Origin of the sequence: Actinophytocola sp. (assembly GCF_045807065.1) — a bacterium.
Lineage (GTDB): Bacteria > Actinomycetota > Actinomycetes > Mycobacteriales > Pseudonocardiaceae > Actinophytocola.
Window position 1 is genome coordinate 1 of record NZ_JBJMIE010000031.1, and the last position, 15092, is coordinate 15092.

13 protein-coding genes and 1 pseudogene are annotated in these 15092 nt (G+C 67.7%); 5 read left to right on the forward strand and 9 right to left on the reverse strand.

The window, feature by feature from the left end; all coding sequences use genetic code 11:
- Nucleotides 1-72: 72 nt before the first annotated feature.
- The 4 genes from ACJ73U_RS01660 to ACJ73U_RS01675 all read right to left on the reverse strand — a co-directional run bounded on the left by ACJ73U_RS01660 (nucleotide 73) and on the right by ACJ73U_RS01675 (nucleotide 5489).
- Nucleotides 73-1068 (reverse strand): hypothetical protein, encoded by a 996-nt coding sequence (locus ACJ73U_RS01660; RefSeq protein WP_407775685.1) that lies wholly within the window; start codon nucleotides 1066-1068, stop codon nucleotides 73-75.
- A 409-nt stretch (nucleotides 1069-1477) separates the two neighbouring features.
- Nucleotides 1478-2134, reverse strand: coding sequence for a hypothetical protein (locus ACJ73U_RS01665; RefSeq protein WP_407775686.1), 657 nt, complete (start codon nucleotides 2132-2134; stop codon nucleotides 1478-1480).
- A 113-nt stretch (nucleotides 2135-2247) separates the two neighbouring features.
- Nucleotides 2248-2499 carry a hypothetical protein gene (locus ACJ73U_RS01670; RefSeq protein ID WP_407775687.1) on the reverse strand — a complete coding sequence of 84 codons (252 nt, stop codon included), beginning with the start codon at nucleotides 2497-2499 and terminating at the stop codon, nucleotides 2248-2250.
- Between the two features lie 650 nt (nucleotides 2500-3149).
- Nucleotides 3150-5489: a hypothetical protein gene (locus tag ACJ73U_RS01675; protein ID WP_407775688.1), complete on the reverse strand. Its 2340-nt coding sequence runs from the start codon at nucleotides 5487-5489 to the stop codon at nucleotides 3150-3152.
- A 146-nt stretch (nucleotides 5490-5635) separates the two neighbouring features.
- On the opposite strand from ACJ73U_RS01675, the gene ACJ73U_RS01680 reads away from it, so the two are divergent.
- The gene (locus tag ACJ73U_RS01680; RefSeq protein ID WP_407775732.1) at nucleotides 5636-6091 is read left to right on the forward strand and encodes a Scr1 family TA system antitoxin-like transcriptional regulator; all 456 of its coding nucleotides are present in this window, start codon (nucleotides 5636-5638) and stop codon (nucleotides 6089-6091) included.
- A gap of 302 nt (nucleotides 6092-6393) precedes the next feature.
- On the opposite strand, the gene ACJ73U_RS01685 is transcribed toward ACJ73U_RS01680, so the two are convergent.
- Nucleotides 6394-6537, reverse strand: a complete 144-nt coding sequence (locus ACJ73U_RS01685) for a hypothetical protein (protein ID WP_407775689.1) — start codon at nucleotides 6535-6537, stop codon at nucleotides 6394-6396.
- A 937-nt stretch (nucleotides 6538-7474) separates the two neighbouring features.
- Here ACJ73U_RS01685 and ACJ73U_RS01690 point away from each other — a divergent pair.
- The 3 genes from ACJ73U_RS01690 to ACJ73U_RS01700 are packed head-to-tail and all read left to right on the forward strand — an operon-like array spanning nucleotide 7475 to nucleotide 9502.
- Entirely contained in the window at nucleotides 7475-7801 is a 327-nt protein-coding gene (locus ACJ73U_RS01690; protein ID WP_407775690.1) for a hypothetical protein, read from the forward strand.
- The gene (locus ACJ73U_RS01695) at nucleotides 7801-9063 is read left to right on the forward strand and encodes a putative T7SS-secreted protein (RefSeq protein WP_407775691.1); all 1263 of its coding nucleotides are present in this window, start codon (nucleotides 7801-7803) and stop codon (nucleotides 9061-9063) included. The genes ACJ73U_RS01690 and ACJ73U_RS01695 overlap by 1 nt, the downstream gene beginning before the upstream one ends.
- A gap of 7 nt (nucleotides 9064-9070) precedes the next feature.
- Entirely contained in the window at nucleotides 9071-9502 is a 432-nt protein-coding gene (locus ACJ73U_RS01700; RefSeq protein ID WP_407775692.1) for a hypothetical protein, read from the forward strand.
- A 386-nt stretch (nucleotides 9503-9888) separates the two neighbouring features.
- Here ACJ73U_RS01700 and ACJ73U_RS01705 read toward each other — a convergent pair whose 3' ends face one another.
- The 4 genes and pseudogenes from ACJ73U_RS01705 to ACJ73U_RS01720 all read right to left on the reverse strand — a co-directional run bounded on the left by ACJ73U_RS01705 (nucleotide 9889) and on the right by ACJ73U_RS01720 (nucleotide 14148).
- The gene (locus ACJ73U_RS01705; protein WP_407775693.1) at nucleotides 9889-10245 is read right to left on the reverse strand and encodes a hypothetical protein; all 357 of its coding nucleotides are present in this window, start codon (nucleotides 10243-10245) and stop codon (nucleotides 9889-9891) included.
- Between the two features lie 637 nt (nucleotides 10246-10882).
- Nucleotides 10883-11796 (reverse strand): annotated as a pseudogene (locus ACJ73U_RS01710) (cell division protein FtsK); the annotation flags it as partial.
- Between the two features lie 172 nt (nucleotides 11797-11968).
- Complete coding sequence (locus ACJ73U_RS01715) at nucleotides 11969-12772, reverse strand: alpha/beta fold hydrolase (RefSeq protein ID WP_407775694.1); 804 nt, start codon at nucleotides 12770-12772, stop codon at nucleotides 11969-11971.
- Nucleotides 12769-14148, reverse strand: a complete 1380-nt coding sequence (locus ACJ73U_RS01720) for an FAD-binding oxidoreductase (RefSeq protein WP_407775695.1) — start codon at nucleotides 14146-14148, stop codon at nucleotides 12769-12771. The genes ACJ73U_RS01715 and ACJ73U_RS01720 overlap by 4 nt, the downstream gene beginning before the upstream one ends.
- A 132-nt stretch (nucleotides 14149-14280) precedes the next feature.
- Here ACJ73U_RS01720 and ACJ73U_RS01725 point away from each other — a divergent pair, with 132 nt between their 5' ends.
- Nucleotides 14281-15072 carry an SDR family NAD(P)-dependent oxidoreductase gene (locus ACJ73U_RS01725; protein ID WP_407775696.1) on the forward strand — a complete coding sequence of 264 codons (792 nt, stop codon included), beginning with the start codon at nucleotides 14281-14283 and terminating at the stop codon, nucleotides 15070-15072.
- The last annotated feature ends 20 nt before the right edge of the window (nucleotides 15073-15092 follow it).

Genomic DNA, 15092 nt, shown 5'->3' on the forward strand with positions numbered 1-15092 from the left:
CGTCACGAGAAGTGGTGCACTGGATGCGGACCGGGCAGGGCTGGCACTGGCCCTTGGTGAACCGGGCCACGATCAGCGGGGCGGCGGTGGGTGAGGAGGTTGGGTAGGGCCGTGCCAGCCTCTGCTGACCTGTCCTTGGGGGCAGGTCACTTGCTGCCGGTCGAAGTCGATGGGGAAGTTGTCTCGGTCGAAGCCTTCGTTGCGGCGGTGCTGGCGAGTGGGGTTGCCCGGCAGCGGTCCGGTGACGGTGGCCTGGTGTTCTCGGATGGCTTGGTCCAGGTGGACCAGAAAGGTGTAACCACCGTCGACGAGGTGCTCAGCGGGCAGCAGGCCACGGCGCTTCAGCCGGGTGTGGATGTCGGGCAGCGCCTGCGTATCGCTGGTCGTGGCCGCGGTGGTGGCCACGTCTGTGATCACGTTGGCGCCCTCCGGCGAGCAGGTTGCGGTGAGATGGGTCAGGAATCCCTTCCAGCGGGTGGTCTGTCCCCGGCGTGCGTAGCGGGCGGTGGGGTCATAGGGAGAGACGATCACGCGGGATGAGGGCGGCAGCCCGCCATCGTCGTCGGTGCGCCAGCGCAGGCGGCCCGCCGCGTCGCGGTAGTAGTTCTGCACGAAGATCTGCCGGAGGGTCTGGACACGGGGACCGAACACGTGGCCCCTCCCGTGCGTGTGGAGATGTTCCAGTAGCCCTATGGCGTCATTGCCGGCGTTGGTGATCCTGGTCTTGGGCCGAGTGGGGTTCTTGCCCAGCCGAACCGGACGGCCGTAGCGGCGTCCCCATTCTTCGTCCACCAGACTGGCCAGAAGCTGCGGGGCGGCGCTGGCGATCTCCTCCAACGCGGCGCGCACCGCCTCGGTGATCAGCTCCAGCCGGGTCAGGTCGCGCACCGCGGCCAGAACATGGGTGGAATCGGTGCGCTGCGTGCCGCGTTCGCGCACCAGCCCGAGCAGGAACTGCAGGACGCAGACCGTGGCCAACTGAGCTGGTGAGAGACCAGGACGCCCATCACGCGGGTACCAGTCGAGGAAGTCCTCGTCGCCCCACAACCCGTTCAGCCGATCTTTCACCCACATCGCAGTCGTACCACCCGGATTACTCGCCCGCGCAACCCGCGCGGTCAAAGACGGAACATGCTCCCCGGAACGGAGACGAACAGACAACGGGGCACCTCGGCAGCTGCATCGACCTTGAACAGGGCAGATCATGCTACTGATCACGTGTCACACCATGAAACCAAGATCACCGACAGAGTCAAGCTAAGGGGGAGCACCACACCGCTAACGAGTGGCTGGGACGTGAGGTGTATCCGCAGCCGATCACGTAGAGGCCAGCGGCAGTGGTGATTCGCATCTAGTTCCGCTCCGCGCTCGGGCGGCACACCTGCTCGGACCTCGGATTCAGCGCCGCACCGCCAGGGCGGTCCTGGCGACGCGCCGTCGGTTATGTACCAGCGGGAGTGTCGCCACGTCCCCGACTTCAGCACCACGAGTCCTGCCGCAGGTGCGGTGCGGTCGGCCCCACGACATGAACGAGGCCGGTCTGAACGCGATGTTCGGTTCCGACTGCGAATACCTCGTTCCGGCCTGCCGGAGCCCACTTGCCGCCGCTGGGTGCGATCCACACCTCGATCTTGATCTGGCTGTCCGGTGTGGTGACGGTGAGGGTGTCGGCCGGCTGCATTGGTGGTCCGACCTGCAGTCGTGAGACCCACACGACCACGGGAGTGACGGCGGTCGTCGCTCCTTTGACTGCGCCTGATCGGGAGGGCTGGGCCATGGAGGTGTTGATGGCGACGCGTCCGATGGCACTGGTGACTTCCAACGGCGTCGAGCCGTCCTGTGAGGTGCCCAGCGTCAATGCCGCGGCGGCCGGAGGGGCGCTCGCCTGCTCGTCGAGCTTCAGCCGCAGGATGTTGCGGCCGGTGCGGAGCTCGGGTCGGGACACGTCTACGAGGTCACGCGTCCCTGCGGTGGAAGTAGCGGTCGACGGGCCGGTGACCGCGGACGCCGAGTTGCTCAGAAGCATCGTGCCGGTGGTCGCGAGCGACAGTGTCAGCGTCGCGTTGAGCACGGTGCGGCGAGCTACTCTGGAGTCGGTCACACTGTTCTTGGCTTCGGCATCATCGGGCGACATGAGGGACTCCTAGCGGAATTGGTCGTGGGAGTTCGAAGTGATGGCGGCTCAACCTGATTGCGTGATCAGGGGTGGACCCCGGACACGCGTGGTCTGCTGCCCGAGTTCGCGTTCTATGGTCGGATCGCGCGTGAGTCGGGTACCTGGTCGACGACCGGCGGCTCGGTGCGTTCGAGTCTGAGCATCTGCTTGAAGACCCATTCCGCGGACATGAGGGCGCCTTCCAGCCAACCGGGTAGTGGCGAGACCTGGTCGCCCATCACGTAGAAGCGGTTCTTGTCGGGGGCGAGCAGTCGGCTGTACATGGCGACGGCTTGCGCGTCGAAGGGGTTCCAGTGGGCGCCGACTTCGGCCTGGTAAGGCACACTGAGCCATTCCGCGTAATCACATCCCGCACATAGTCGGCGCTGACCTGCAGCAACGAGGTGATGTCCCGAACCGTCTGGCCCTGGCCGGACGTCATCACCACGATCGCCCGTCGCATCCTGACCGGATCCTTCGCCGTTCTGGCTGCCCGCTGCAGCTTGCGGCCTTCCTCCATCGACAACAGCCGGACGAACACCCCAGGTTGACGAGCCACAACCACCTCCCACGATCGAACCGTGGGATCAGCCTGGCTCACTCCGCATCAAGATCAGTTACCGGGTCAACCAACTAAACGAGCCACTAGATACACGAACCGCGCGGTGTTCGCCGGCCGTCGCGTGTCGGCCAGCACCGGTGAAATACAAGAACCGCTCGCACGGGCAGGCGTTCTCCGCCCTCAGTAGGGCAAGTGCTGGCGTTGTCGACCAGGAGCGTACGGAGGTTGTAGTCCTGCGGACTGCTGGCCGCCTTGCGCACCAGATAGTCGTGGAGTCTGGCATTGCGCTGTCATGACCAGCGTCGCACCGCCGGCACCGGTGCACGACGAAACCCCGCTGCCGATCACGCGCAGGGTTCGCTGCCGGCGACCATCGTCCGCCGTGGCCGGCCCGCTCACCACATCGATCAGTGGCTCCGGCCCGCTTTGCCGTCAGTGACTTGGGTTCTGGTAGACGAAGAAGCTGGTGGCGGACTCGTCGCTGCGGGTGCCGGCGCTGTTGACGCTCCAGAAACGCAGTGAGATGTAGCTGCCAGACGGTTGGTCCGTGGGGACGGTGAAGTCGAACGTGGCGGAGCCGTCCTGGCCCACCGGGAGGGTGGTCTCCGGGCCGGAGCCGAGGACGTAGCCGTAGGAGACCACGTTGGCCTGAACCGGGGTCAGCGTGCACTGGACCCGCTGGCCCGGCACGAGCCATTGGAAGTTGTTGTCGCAGTTGAGATTGGGTGCCATGTAGGCGACGTAGAAGTAGTAGGTGCGGGATTCGGAGGCGGTGCCGCCGGCGAGCGTGCTGGTCACGGTCAGGTAGTTGACGTAGGTCTGGGTCGGGGTGAACTCGACGCTGGCGGTCCCGTCCGCGCCGGCCGGCACGGTGACCGAGGGCCGGCCGTTGAAGGAGTAGGTGTAGCTGACCACGCCGGGCACCGGTGAGGAGAAGGCGAATGTGCCGGGAAGGCCGACTCCGCCGCTGGTCTGGCTTTCCGGGTACTCCGCGCTGCTCACCTGCGGCTGGTTCGAGTCGACCAGGACGGAGGCATCCGCCCAGCCGGATGGCTGACCGGTGGCGGTGGTGGTGTGCGCGTTCAGGGAGGAGAAGCCGGAAGCGGTGGGCGTGACGGAGATCGTGGCCGTGCCATCCGCGTCGAGCGGCACGGTGACGTCGTCACCCCCGTTCCAGCGGTAGGTCACCGAGATCGAATCGGGCAGCACCGAGTGCACGGTGAACGTGGCCGGCGAGCCGACGATCGGATGCTGCTCGAGAGCGTCGATCACCGGCTGGCCCGGATCGAGGTCGAGATAGGCGGAACTCGGCGCGGTCTGGTAGCCGCTGGTCAGGTTGGCCTTGACGGAGACCTGGTAGAAGCCGTTCGGATCGGTTGGCACGACCGTCGCCGTCGCCGTGCCGTCCGCGTCGGCCGGCACGGTCAGCTCCGGCTGGTCGTTGACCTGGTAGGTGTAGCCGGTGACAGTGCTGCCGGCGTGCGGGGTGAACGTGCATTGCCGTGGCTCACCGACGAAAGCTCGCCGCGGAGTGCAGGTGATACCGGGCTCGTTGGACGCCACCCAGAACCGGTAGGTGGTCGTCGGTGAGACGTTTCCGGCGGCGTCCACGCCACGTACGGCCAGGCTGAGCGGCCCGCTCCGAGTCGGCACGTACCGGATGACGGCCTGACCGCCCCGATGATCTGCCGGCACGAACGTGACCGGCTCGAAGTCGCCGTACTGGAAGCCGACGACATCGCGGTCCCCGTTGGCGGAGAAGGTGAACGCGCCGGGAACGCCGGTGCCGCCGTTGCCGGGGTAGGTGTCGGTGTAGTCGGTCGAGGTCACCGTCGGAGCCGTGGCCGGCGGGGTGAAGTCGGTGGCGAGCCTGCACACCCCGCTCCATGGCCCGGTGTCACCCTGCGGGTCCTTTCCGCGCACCTGCCAGGCATAGGTGACGCCGTTGGTCAGATACTGGTCGACGAAAGCCCAGACTCCGGTGACAGTCAGACCGCTGTTGGCGAACGTCACACGTTGCTCAGGGTGGTCGACCGGCCAGAGCGCGAACTCGCCGCCGATGAAACTGTCGTCCGGATCGGACACGTCCGCGGACACCCGCGACGACCCACCGGGCACCGGTACGGGCTTGTTCGAGCAGGCCGTGTTGTTGACGGTGGGATTGGTCGGTTTGACCGGTGGGCGGTCGTAGGTGAGGGTCAGCTGCGCGGCCGGGCTGTACTCGCGGCCGAACCGCGGATCGCTCTGCTGGTCATCCGGCAACCGGAACGCCAGGGTGACGCTGTTGCGCCCGGCATCCAGTGCGCTCTGCACGGCGGCCGTGGCGTTCCACACGACCTGCCGCGCCGGGCACGAACTGTCCAGGAAGGGGCCGCCGAGCTTGACCAACTCGGCCGGCTGGTCGTTCCAGGTCGGTTTGCTCGTCGGATCGGTCAGCCAGACCTGGGTGCCGCGCGGGTTCGTGCAGTCGGTGACCGCGGTCTCGTCGGTGCTCAGGAATGCCTGTACGTACCGGTTGCCTCGCAGGGCCGCCAGGCTGAACGTCACATAGGACTTCGTCACATGGTTGACGCCGTTGGCGTAGACATGGGCACCGACCGGCGCGTTGCCGGGCGCGTTGACGAAGCTGGCGCGTGGTGCGGCGGCGTCGACATACGCCCATCGCGTCGGCGACAACGGGGTGATCGTGGTGGCGGACGCGGGCCCTGCCGACAGCCCAGCCGCGAGCAACACAAAGGCGAGTAACGCGGGCAGAACTCGCTTGGTACCCATCATGGTCCTCCCCCAGGAGCTGACCCGCACCCGCAGGTCGCCACGCATCGCCTATCGCCGCGGGTTCCCTAGACGTTACGAAGCAACATCGTTGAATCAAGTGACGTGTCCATACGTTGCCGGACGCGGAGCCGATCCTCGAACTCGTGAGGCGAGTCGAACGTAAGCAGGGCTACTACCACGGGTTGTTGCAAACCCCCGACTACGCCCACGCTCGCATCTCCGCCATCGATTCCGGCCACTCCGAGGAATGGGTGGCAGGCGTCGTCAACACCCGAATGGAACGGCGAAGGATTCTAGCCCGACCGAATGCCGCGCGGTTCAACTTCTACATCCACGAGAACGCCTTGCGGCTTCGAGTCGGCTCCGATGAGCTTCATGTAGGAGGAGGTGGTCTGGCCGTAGAACCGCGCAGCGTCGAAGTCGGGCAACTGTGCGCGGCAGTGCGCGAAGTCGAAGTTGACGAGGGCTGCGGTGGACAGGTTGACCTCGATACTGTCCCAGAATGTGGGTTCCGGTGGTGCGGCGAGTCAGCAGGCTCACCTAAACGGTGGGGGCGCAGACGACTGGTCAGGATGACATCGACGATCGTCTGTCGGTGATCTGGATTGTTCTGAGCAAGCCGTTCCAGCGCGTAGGACCGGCCAGGCGGACCGGCGCCTTGTCATTCCTGAGGTGGTCGGCGGCTTGGCCGTAGAGTTCTGTGATGCGCCGTTCGCGAGCGTCCTCCTCGGTGTGGAGTTGCGCGCGTTCGCCCAGCCACTAGCGGCGACCGATGTTCACCGTCGTCTCTGGGGCGGTGACCGTCCGGAAGGCGTCGTGGCGCCGGCGCGAACACCGGCGCCACGGGCACGTCCCGACGAGTGAGTTCCGCGTCCTGCGTGTAGACCCCCCATCAGTGCGGTTAGCGCCACGAGTACGTGGCCTGGACCTCCACCTCGATCAGCCAGCCTGGCACCGCCAGTCCTGCCACCTCGAGCGTCGCTCGCGCCGGCCGTGCGGCGTTGGCGATCCTGGGCGGCGCGGGCGCGCCGGTTCCCATCGGCACGGGAGTTGGTCCTCGGTGATCGTGCCCCCGGCCGGCAGTGGTGGCTCAGCGCTGTTACCTGGACGGAACTCAGAGACCTACTCTGGACGAAATGGACCGCAGCGGCCTGACCACGTCCGCGTTCGCAGCCGGCTGTCGAGACCGACGTCCTACAGGGGACAGAATGTTGCTGCTGCGCGAGCATTCTCCGGTAACCACTTCGCTATCGGCTGGCGGCGCAGTACCGGATCGCGAGCAACAACACACAAACATGGAACAGGTCGTGCCCCTTCCCGTGTCGCCTGTTGAAGGCGCGTCGACGACGAGGTAACCGCTGACCGGCAGGCGGCGTCGAGCCAGGCCATGCGGAGCGAATGCTCGCGCGGCGCCGTCTCACCTGGTCAACAGCCCCAACCGGCCAAGCGGTGGGCTTGACCGGTTCGGGGGCCGCCAGAGTCGGAGGGCGTCGCGCATGACGTGCGGGTCTGAGGTCGTTCAGTCCGTGTGCCATCGGCGGTTTGGGCGCGATTGGTTATGTCGAGTGACGAGGTTATGAACACCAAGAGGTTGACGGTAAAGTTCTACCCGCGAGTAACCACCACCATCCGGGGCACTCCTACCCGAGTGACCATCCCAACACGGGGCAGTACGGCACGATCGTGCTTCAGCACGCGCAGTAGTTCTGGCTCACGTCGTCGATGTCTCGGTCGGGCCCCAGAGCAGGCGCTGGGGTTTTCCCCAGGGGATGAAGTGGCCGCGGTGGTCGTGTGTGTTGACGTCCTGGTCTGGCGATTGATATGCGGCGATTCGGAATTCCGGGACAAATCACTGCGGTGTTATGTTTGAGCGGTTGCACCGCGACTTCCCAACCCCTCAGACTGGACGCCGAAATTCGGGGGAACTGAACAGGCCCGGGTGCGTCCAAGTCGTAATTGTGGGAGCCGGGAGGTGTGCATCGGTGGCAGACGGATTCACGGTTGATCTCGGTGCGTTGGAGAAGGCGGCCGAGGGGGTCAACAACACCCTGGACGAGCTGGCGGCCAAGAAGGTCAAGGACATCGACGCGGACAAAGGCGCCTTCGGGCACGACGATCTCGCGGACACCGTCGCCGATTTCTGCGAGCGCTGGGAGATCGGCGTCGAGCACCTGGCCAAGGACGGGCAGGAGATCTCGGCCAGGCTCACGCAGAGCGTCGCCGGGTACCTGAAAGTCGACAGCTCGCTGAAGGGTCATTTCGACGGCATCCTGCAGCGATCCAGTGGCGAAGATCCCGGGGTGCACTGATGGCCAAGGAACTCGGGGAGACGTCCGATCCGAAGGAGCTGGTTCCCGGTGACGCCGACTCGGTGACCAGCACGCTCAACGCGATGCGGGCGTACGGCGACGCGTTGCACGAGGCTGGCGAGGGTCTGCAGAAGATCGACACCACCGAGGGGTGGACGGGCGCGGCGGGCGATGCCTTCCGCAAGGTGTTCGACGGCCAGCCCGGCAAGTGGTTGGAGGCGGGCGACTGCTTTCACAACGGCGCGACCGCGCTGGAGACCTACACCTCGACGCTGACCTGGGCGCAGGGGCAGGCGGCCGAGGCGATCCGGCAATGGAACGACGGCGAGACCGCGACCAACCAGGCCAGGACCAAACACCAACAGGACGAGCAGGAGGCCGGCCACAGCCTCCCCTTCGACGATTCCGTCGGCGAGGGCAAACGGGCCGCCGCGCGCGACATCCTCGACAAGGCACGTGGCCAGCTCAAGAGCGCGGGCGACACCGCCAACAAGGCGGTCGGCGCCGCGCGGGACAAGGCCCCGGAGAAGCCCGGGTTCTGGTCGAAGGTGTGGGACGGCGTCAAAGACATCGCCTCGGACGTGGGCGCCACCCTGGAGAACGTCGGAGGCGCCGTGGTCAACACGGTGGCGTCGGTCGGCAACGCGATCATCAACCACCCCGGGGACGTCGCGGCGGCGGCCCTGGGCGCGTTGACGGTGGCGGCCGGAGCGGGCGGGGAGGGCCTCGGCGGACTGCTGGACGCGACCGTCGTGCTGGCACCCGCGGGCGTGGCGGTCAACGTGGGCTCTGCCGCGCTCATCGGGCTGGGTGCCACCACCGTCGCGGCCGCTGGCGGGGACATCCTGATGCACGCCGCGAGTGATGACAGTGTGTCACCGATGCGGACCGACCACACCGGGTCGTCCGGCGGCGACGGGCTTGAGCCGCGGGACGTCAACCGGCCGGACAGCGTCCCCGAGGTGAAGGTCGACGACAAGCAGTTCGGCACCAAGGTCGGCAAGCACGCCCAGGACTACGGCCTGAACCCGGGCGACGCCGAGTCCCGGGCGTGGGTCCGGCAGCACGTCGACGACATCTCCCGCACACCCAACGAGGTCCGCCAGGGCCCCTGGAACCCGCAGGGTGGCGGGGGCAGCGACTACTATTTCCTCCGGAAGGGCGAAGACGTGGTGGTCACGAAGAGTGATGGAACGTTCGTCACCATCCTCAAGGGTGGCCAGTCCAACGGCTGGTTCAACGGCGCCACTCCAGTGAAGTGAGGACACGATGACCATCGATTTCCGGGCCTACCTCGGCGACGCTCTGGCTGGCGTGCGCCGGATCCACTACGCCGTCGGCGAGACCGTGGAGCGGACGGTCGGCGCCGTGGAGTTCCGGTTCGAGTCGGGCCGAGTGCTGTTCATGGACTCCGGCCCGGACGGCGAGTCGGTCCGGATGTCGGCCGACGCGTGGGTGGACCCGTTCGAAGGGAACATGACCCCGGAGAACGTCGCGTTCGTCAGACAGTCCGGCAAGCTCACCGCGTTCGACGTGTCCGACGAGGAGCCGTTCGCGTCGCTGATCGGCACGAAGGTGGTCGATCTCGCCCCGATGATGGCCCTGTCCGACAAGGTCATCGGCTGCGTCGTCAACATCGACGGGGTCTTCGTCGCCGTCTACGCCAACTTCGACGAGTGCCACGTCGTCCGGCTCCCGTAGTCCACGGACGGCCGCCGGTCCGGGTGCTAGCTGTCGATGAACCGGACCGTCTCGGTGAGCGGTGCCCGGCCCGTGCGGGGTTGGCTGATCGTGACGTCCTCGAACCCGATCGACATGCGACATGAGAGTGCGTTGGAGGTACCCGGCAGGTCAGTCGGCTTGCGTGGTAGGAGAGGTCCTTGAGATGACGCAGTGCGTGTTGGAACGTTTGGCATCCACCAAGCGATGCTGGGCTCGGTAGAGGACCAGTGCTCAGAGCCACGTCTTCAGGGTGAGATAGCGGCTGTCGGGTCACCGCGAGGACGTCGCCGCACCGTTGAGCGCCCTCGAAGCGGCGGCGTCCAACCCGTCCCGCACGAGGGATGGGGGCACGTCCATCAGTTCGTTCACACGCCGGTAGAGGTATGCGAACGAAGAGATGGGGAGATAGCCGAGCTGCTCGATCCGGCCGGACGGGTGTTCACGGCCCACTCAGCCACACCGTTCAGCACGACTTTGCCGAACCCGAGCAGGATCGAAGCGACGTCAGTGCGCTCCTCCTCGTGTTTCGGCAGGGCGGTGGTCCCCCTGGCCGCCGAGGACTCGGGACGTGCCTGTAGTCCACGTCGCACGAGGTACAGATGCGTCATGTCGTGTGCCAGTGCCATCTTGAACGCGTCGAACGACCGGAACAACCGCACGCTGAGGAAGAGCGAGGCCTCGAAAGGGGAGTCCGGCCCTCGTTCGGCCGTGCGGAAGTCCATGTCGGCGGGATGGGGTCGGTCGCCGTGGATGTGGACGCGGCTGGACGGCAGAGCCTCCGGTGGGATGTCGAGCCACCGCAGGTACTCCACGTAGTAGTCCCGGACTGTTTCCCGAAGGGTTGCGGCGTCGAGATCCTCCACGCGTCCCGGCGCCGATGGCGGTCCTTGTATAAATGCTGGGGTCGACGGGACGCAGGCGACGCCCGCGTGTGTCCAGATCCACAGCTGACCGAACAACTGGCCGCGCCTGGCACCGGATCAACCGCCGATATCGCATCGTCTCGACTGCTCAGTCGGTTCCGCTGCTCCCGTGCCGCGGCGGCCAGGCGCACACAAAGGAGATTTGATGCCTCGCAACACACACGTGGTGCCGGCCCTGGCAGTACCACTGGCGCAGCTTCTCGGACCGGCCCCCGCGACGCAGGCCGCGACCGGCCCGGTTTTCACGGTCAGGAACACGTCGGAGACATTGCCGGACGGCGTGTACTTCCGCGGCAGGCCGCACATGGCTGATGCCGTGCGGATGGCCGGCTTCGGGGTGTACAAGGGTGAACGTGTGCAAGCCTCTGCTACGTCGTGGGCGAAGCCGTAGGCCGCTACAACAACCAACACCCACTTCGTCAACGATGGCCAGTCCACTGACCATGCCGCCGGGAGCCCCGCCAGTGACAAAGGTTTCGAGGTCTTTGATCGTCTCGTCGGGCATCCAACCGCCGCGCACGCGCAGGGGTTCACGGATGCCTTCACCGAACAGGTAGCCGACACCGGGCTCTGACTCGCCGATCCGGTTCGCCCACGCACCCCGCTCGTAGGCCTGGTCGCCGAGCACCATCCCCACGTGCGGCTTGGTGGCGACCCGCAGGCAGATCCGACGCGGGAACAGCTCCCGCACGGGCACGGTGTCCTTTGTGGGCTCTTGGACGTAGCCGCGCACCGTGCACCCCAACGCCCGCCCCTGCGTGGTCAGGAGCGCAACGCGTTCGGTGATCTGCTCCCGCAGCTTGCGATCCCCGATGTACCGGATCAACGCCCCGATCTCGTCGAACTCCACGATCTCCAAAGGGTTCTCGCGAGCCACCGGCACCGACCGCAGTCGACCGGCGAACTCCCTCTTCCTCTCATCCATCACCGCGATGACATCGTCCAGCAGCGCCAGCGCTTCTCTGCGGGTTACCGCATAGCGCCCAAAAGATGCGCCGCCCGTAGGCCAGCTCCATTCCCTTCGGATCGATCCCCGACACCCGCACCAGCCCGTCACGGATAGCCGGCGCGATCGACACCAGCGGGCACCACGGCTGTGCGCCCTTACCCGCACCAGTCACCCCGGCGTGGAGCGTATGCGAGCCGACAAGCGACTGATACCAATCGGTTCCGTAGTCCGTGCGTCCACTCCACACTCGCGCGAGATCAACCTCAGTGCCAGCGACGTCGGCCAGGTCGACGAGGCCACGGCACCACCCCTGTATCGGCGAGCAGGTTCCGCCGCTGAAAGTCGATGGACACCACGTTCGGCGACAGCTCCCGTACCTGACACCGCTGCACCTCACGTGACGATCGAGTGTGATGGTAAGAACGGCTGAGGGCCTGCTGAACTGCGGCCTCACCGGCACAGCCCTATCGCATGTCCGCTTCTTCGTCCTGGCGGCGGATGATCGCACCCATGACCATGACGACGCCCGCACCCGACTCCGCCACCTCTATCCCAAACATTGGAGGCGACGGTCTACTCGGTGTGCCGTGACAGGTGGTCGAGGACGGTCTCGTCGAACTCTGCGGGGTTCTCCCAGGACGGCGAGTGTCCTGCCTCGGCTATGACGGCCTGGCCGGCGCCGGGTATCTCGGCGGCCAGCGCGTGCATTCGGGGCGGTGGCAGGTACGGGTCCGCCGCCCCGGTCAGGAGTAGCGTCGGCGGCGAGAGGTCGGCCAGTGCGGCCCGGGTGACCTCGACGGCCGGGCGCTGGCTCACCCGGCGGTGCACCGCCCGCTTCGTGAGGCGGCACCAGGCGTGTGTGCCCTCGACGTCGCGGAAGCGGTACGCGGCCGACAGTTCCCGGAGCTCGATCGGCAACCGTTCCCACGCCGGGGGAACGAGCCGTCGGGTCTCCGCCACGAACGCGGGGTCGGTGACGCCGCACAGGCTGGCGGCGAGGGTGAGGCTCCGCACCCGGCTCGGGCGGGTCAGCGCGAACTGGACCGCACCTGCGCCGCCGAAGCCGGTGCCGACGAGGTGGAACGACGTGAGCGCCAGCGCGGCCGCCAGGCGCTCGAGGTCGGTGCTCACCTCGCCGGGGTCCGCCGGGCCCGCGTCCGAGCCGTGGTGGCCGCGGCGTGACCAGGCGATCGGCCGGTAGCCGGCCGCGTGCAAGGCGCGCAGTTGCGGTGCCCAGTGTTCGCCGCTGCCCCAGGCGGCGTGCATCAGGACCACGGGAGGGCCGGCGCCGCCGGTGTCCCACACGGCGAGCGTCACGTCCCCGGTGGCGACGGTGCGGGGCGGGACGGGTGGCTCGTGGTCCGGTGGACCTGTCACCGTGTCTGCCGGTGCCGGCCGAGGGCGGTGGTCGACTCCGCCGGTGTCAGGTAGCTCATCATGCGGCCGTCCGGGTCATACGTCGCGCGCAGCTGTTCGAGCCGGGCGGCCTGTGCGGCTGCCATGCCGCGGCTCGGCCGGTCGGCGGGGTTGGCGTCCGAGAACTGGGTGCCGAGGTCGATGGCGGCGAACGCGTCCAGTGCGGAGTGCGCCCACAGCTCCATCCTCAGGTCGTCCTCCTGCGCCGTCCACACCGAGTTGGGGGAGAAGTACAGCTGTCCCTGGGTCGACCAGCAGGCGTTCTCCTGTGTCGGGTACTGGCCCCAGAGCATCCAGAACAGGAAGCTCTCCGGCGTCGGTACGGTCCCCAGGATCTCGCGACCGGCAGCCAGGATCTCCGCCGCGCTCGCGCTCGTCCACACCCCGTCCACGGCATACCGCCGGCCCTGCGGCATGAACTCCTCCGACGCGGCGTACAGCCCCGCGAGGTCGGTCGGCGCGCGGTCGACCGACCGCAGGGCGTGCTTGCGGAACGGTGCGCTCTCCAACGGCGCGAAGATCTCCGCCGCGGTCTCGTCCGCGCAGAAACCCACCCCCACCAGCGTCGTCGTGGGGCGCTCCCGGCCCGGGGAGTGCGCGACCTTGCCGGCGATCTCCAGGGAGCGGGACGTGGCCGGCAGTACGTCGTAGGACCAGGCGAGCACCTCGTCGCGCATCTCCTCGGGGAAGACCATCACGCTGCGCAGCACCTGGTCGTAGGCCGGGTAGACGCGCAGGTGGAACCGGACGACCACGCCGAAGAACCCGGGACCGGCCCCGCGGGCGGCCCACATCAGCTCGGGATGGGTCTCGTCGTCGGCGTGCACAAGAGTTCCGTCGCTGAGCACCACGTCGACGGCCTCCACGCTGAGCGCGGCCGGCCCCAGCTTGCGCGAGTTCCACCCGTACCCGCCGCCCAGCAGGAAGCCACCGATGCCGACCGACGGGCAGTGGCCGGTCGGGAACACCAGGCGTTCGGCGGCCAGCAGCCGGTTGAGACGGCTGCCTTCGACACCGGGCTGTACCCGGGCGCGCCGGTTGGGCACGTCCAGGTCGATCGCGTCCAGGGCCGAGAGGTCGATGAGCAGCGCGTCGTCACGCACTCCGGTCGCGACCCAGCTGTGGCCGCCGGAACGGACGCTGACCCGCCAGCCCTCCCGCGCGGCCAGCCGCATTCCCGCGGACACGTCGTGTTCGTCGGCCGCGAGCAGGATGGCGGCCGGCATGCGTGTCGTCGTGCGGCCGTTCCACATGGCGGCGAGCCGGGCCTGCTCGAAGCCGTCGTCGTCCCGCCGCAGCAGGCGACCGCGGAACATGGCCGTGTGGGCGCCGCTCATGTGCGTCCCTCCTCCGCCGATCTCGTGATGTATCGACGCTACTGTAGTGTCGACAGTAAGGCCACCGATGTGTTGTGATGCCTGCGAATGTTCGAACATGCGCAACCTACTGTCGACAATACAGTGAGCATGATGATGAGGGAGGACGAGTTGGTCGACCGGCTCAAGGGGAAGATCGCGTTGGTGACCGGTGTCGGCGCCGGGATCGGCCAGGGGATCGCGCTGCGCTTCGCGGCGGAAGGGGCCACGGTCATCGGGTGCGACATCGACCCGGACAGCGCGCGGCGGACCGTCGAGCTGGCCGACGAACGCGGCACGCCCCTCGAGTCCGTGCACCCGGTCGACCTCACCGACCCCGAGGACGTCCGGCGCTACGTCGCGCTGGCCCGGGAGCGGCACGGGCTCGCACACATCCTGGTCAACGCGGCGGCGATCGCGCCGCACATGGCACCGGTCGACGAGATGGACTTCGAGTCGCAGTGGCGGCCGACCCTCGCGGGGGAGGTGGACCTGGTGTTCCTCGCCTGCCGCGAGGCATGGCCCCTGCTCAGGGCCGCAGGCGACGCGTCGGTGATCAACTTCGCCTCGGTCAACTCCGTCCGGGGCAGCCGGCAGATGGCCATGGTGGCGCACTGCGCCGGCAAGGGGGCCGTGCTCTCGATGACCAGGCAGCTGGCCGTCGAAGGCGGTCCGCACGGCATCCGCGCCAACACGATCGCACCGGGGCTCGTGCGGACCTCGGCGACCGCGGCGGCCGGCGCGTCGAGCGGCGCGACGGCCGAGGCCATCGTCGCGCGCACGCTCGTCGGCCGGCTCGGGGTGCCCGACGACATCGCGTGGTGCGCGGTCTACCTCGCCTCGGACGAGGCGAGGTGGGTGACCGGCGCCAACTTCTGCGTCGACGGCGGCGTGACGGCCGCGTGACGGCGGGTTCCCGTGCAACG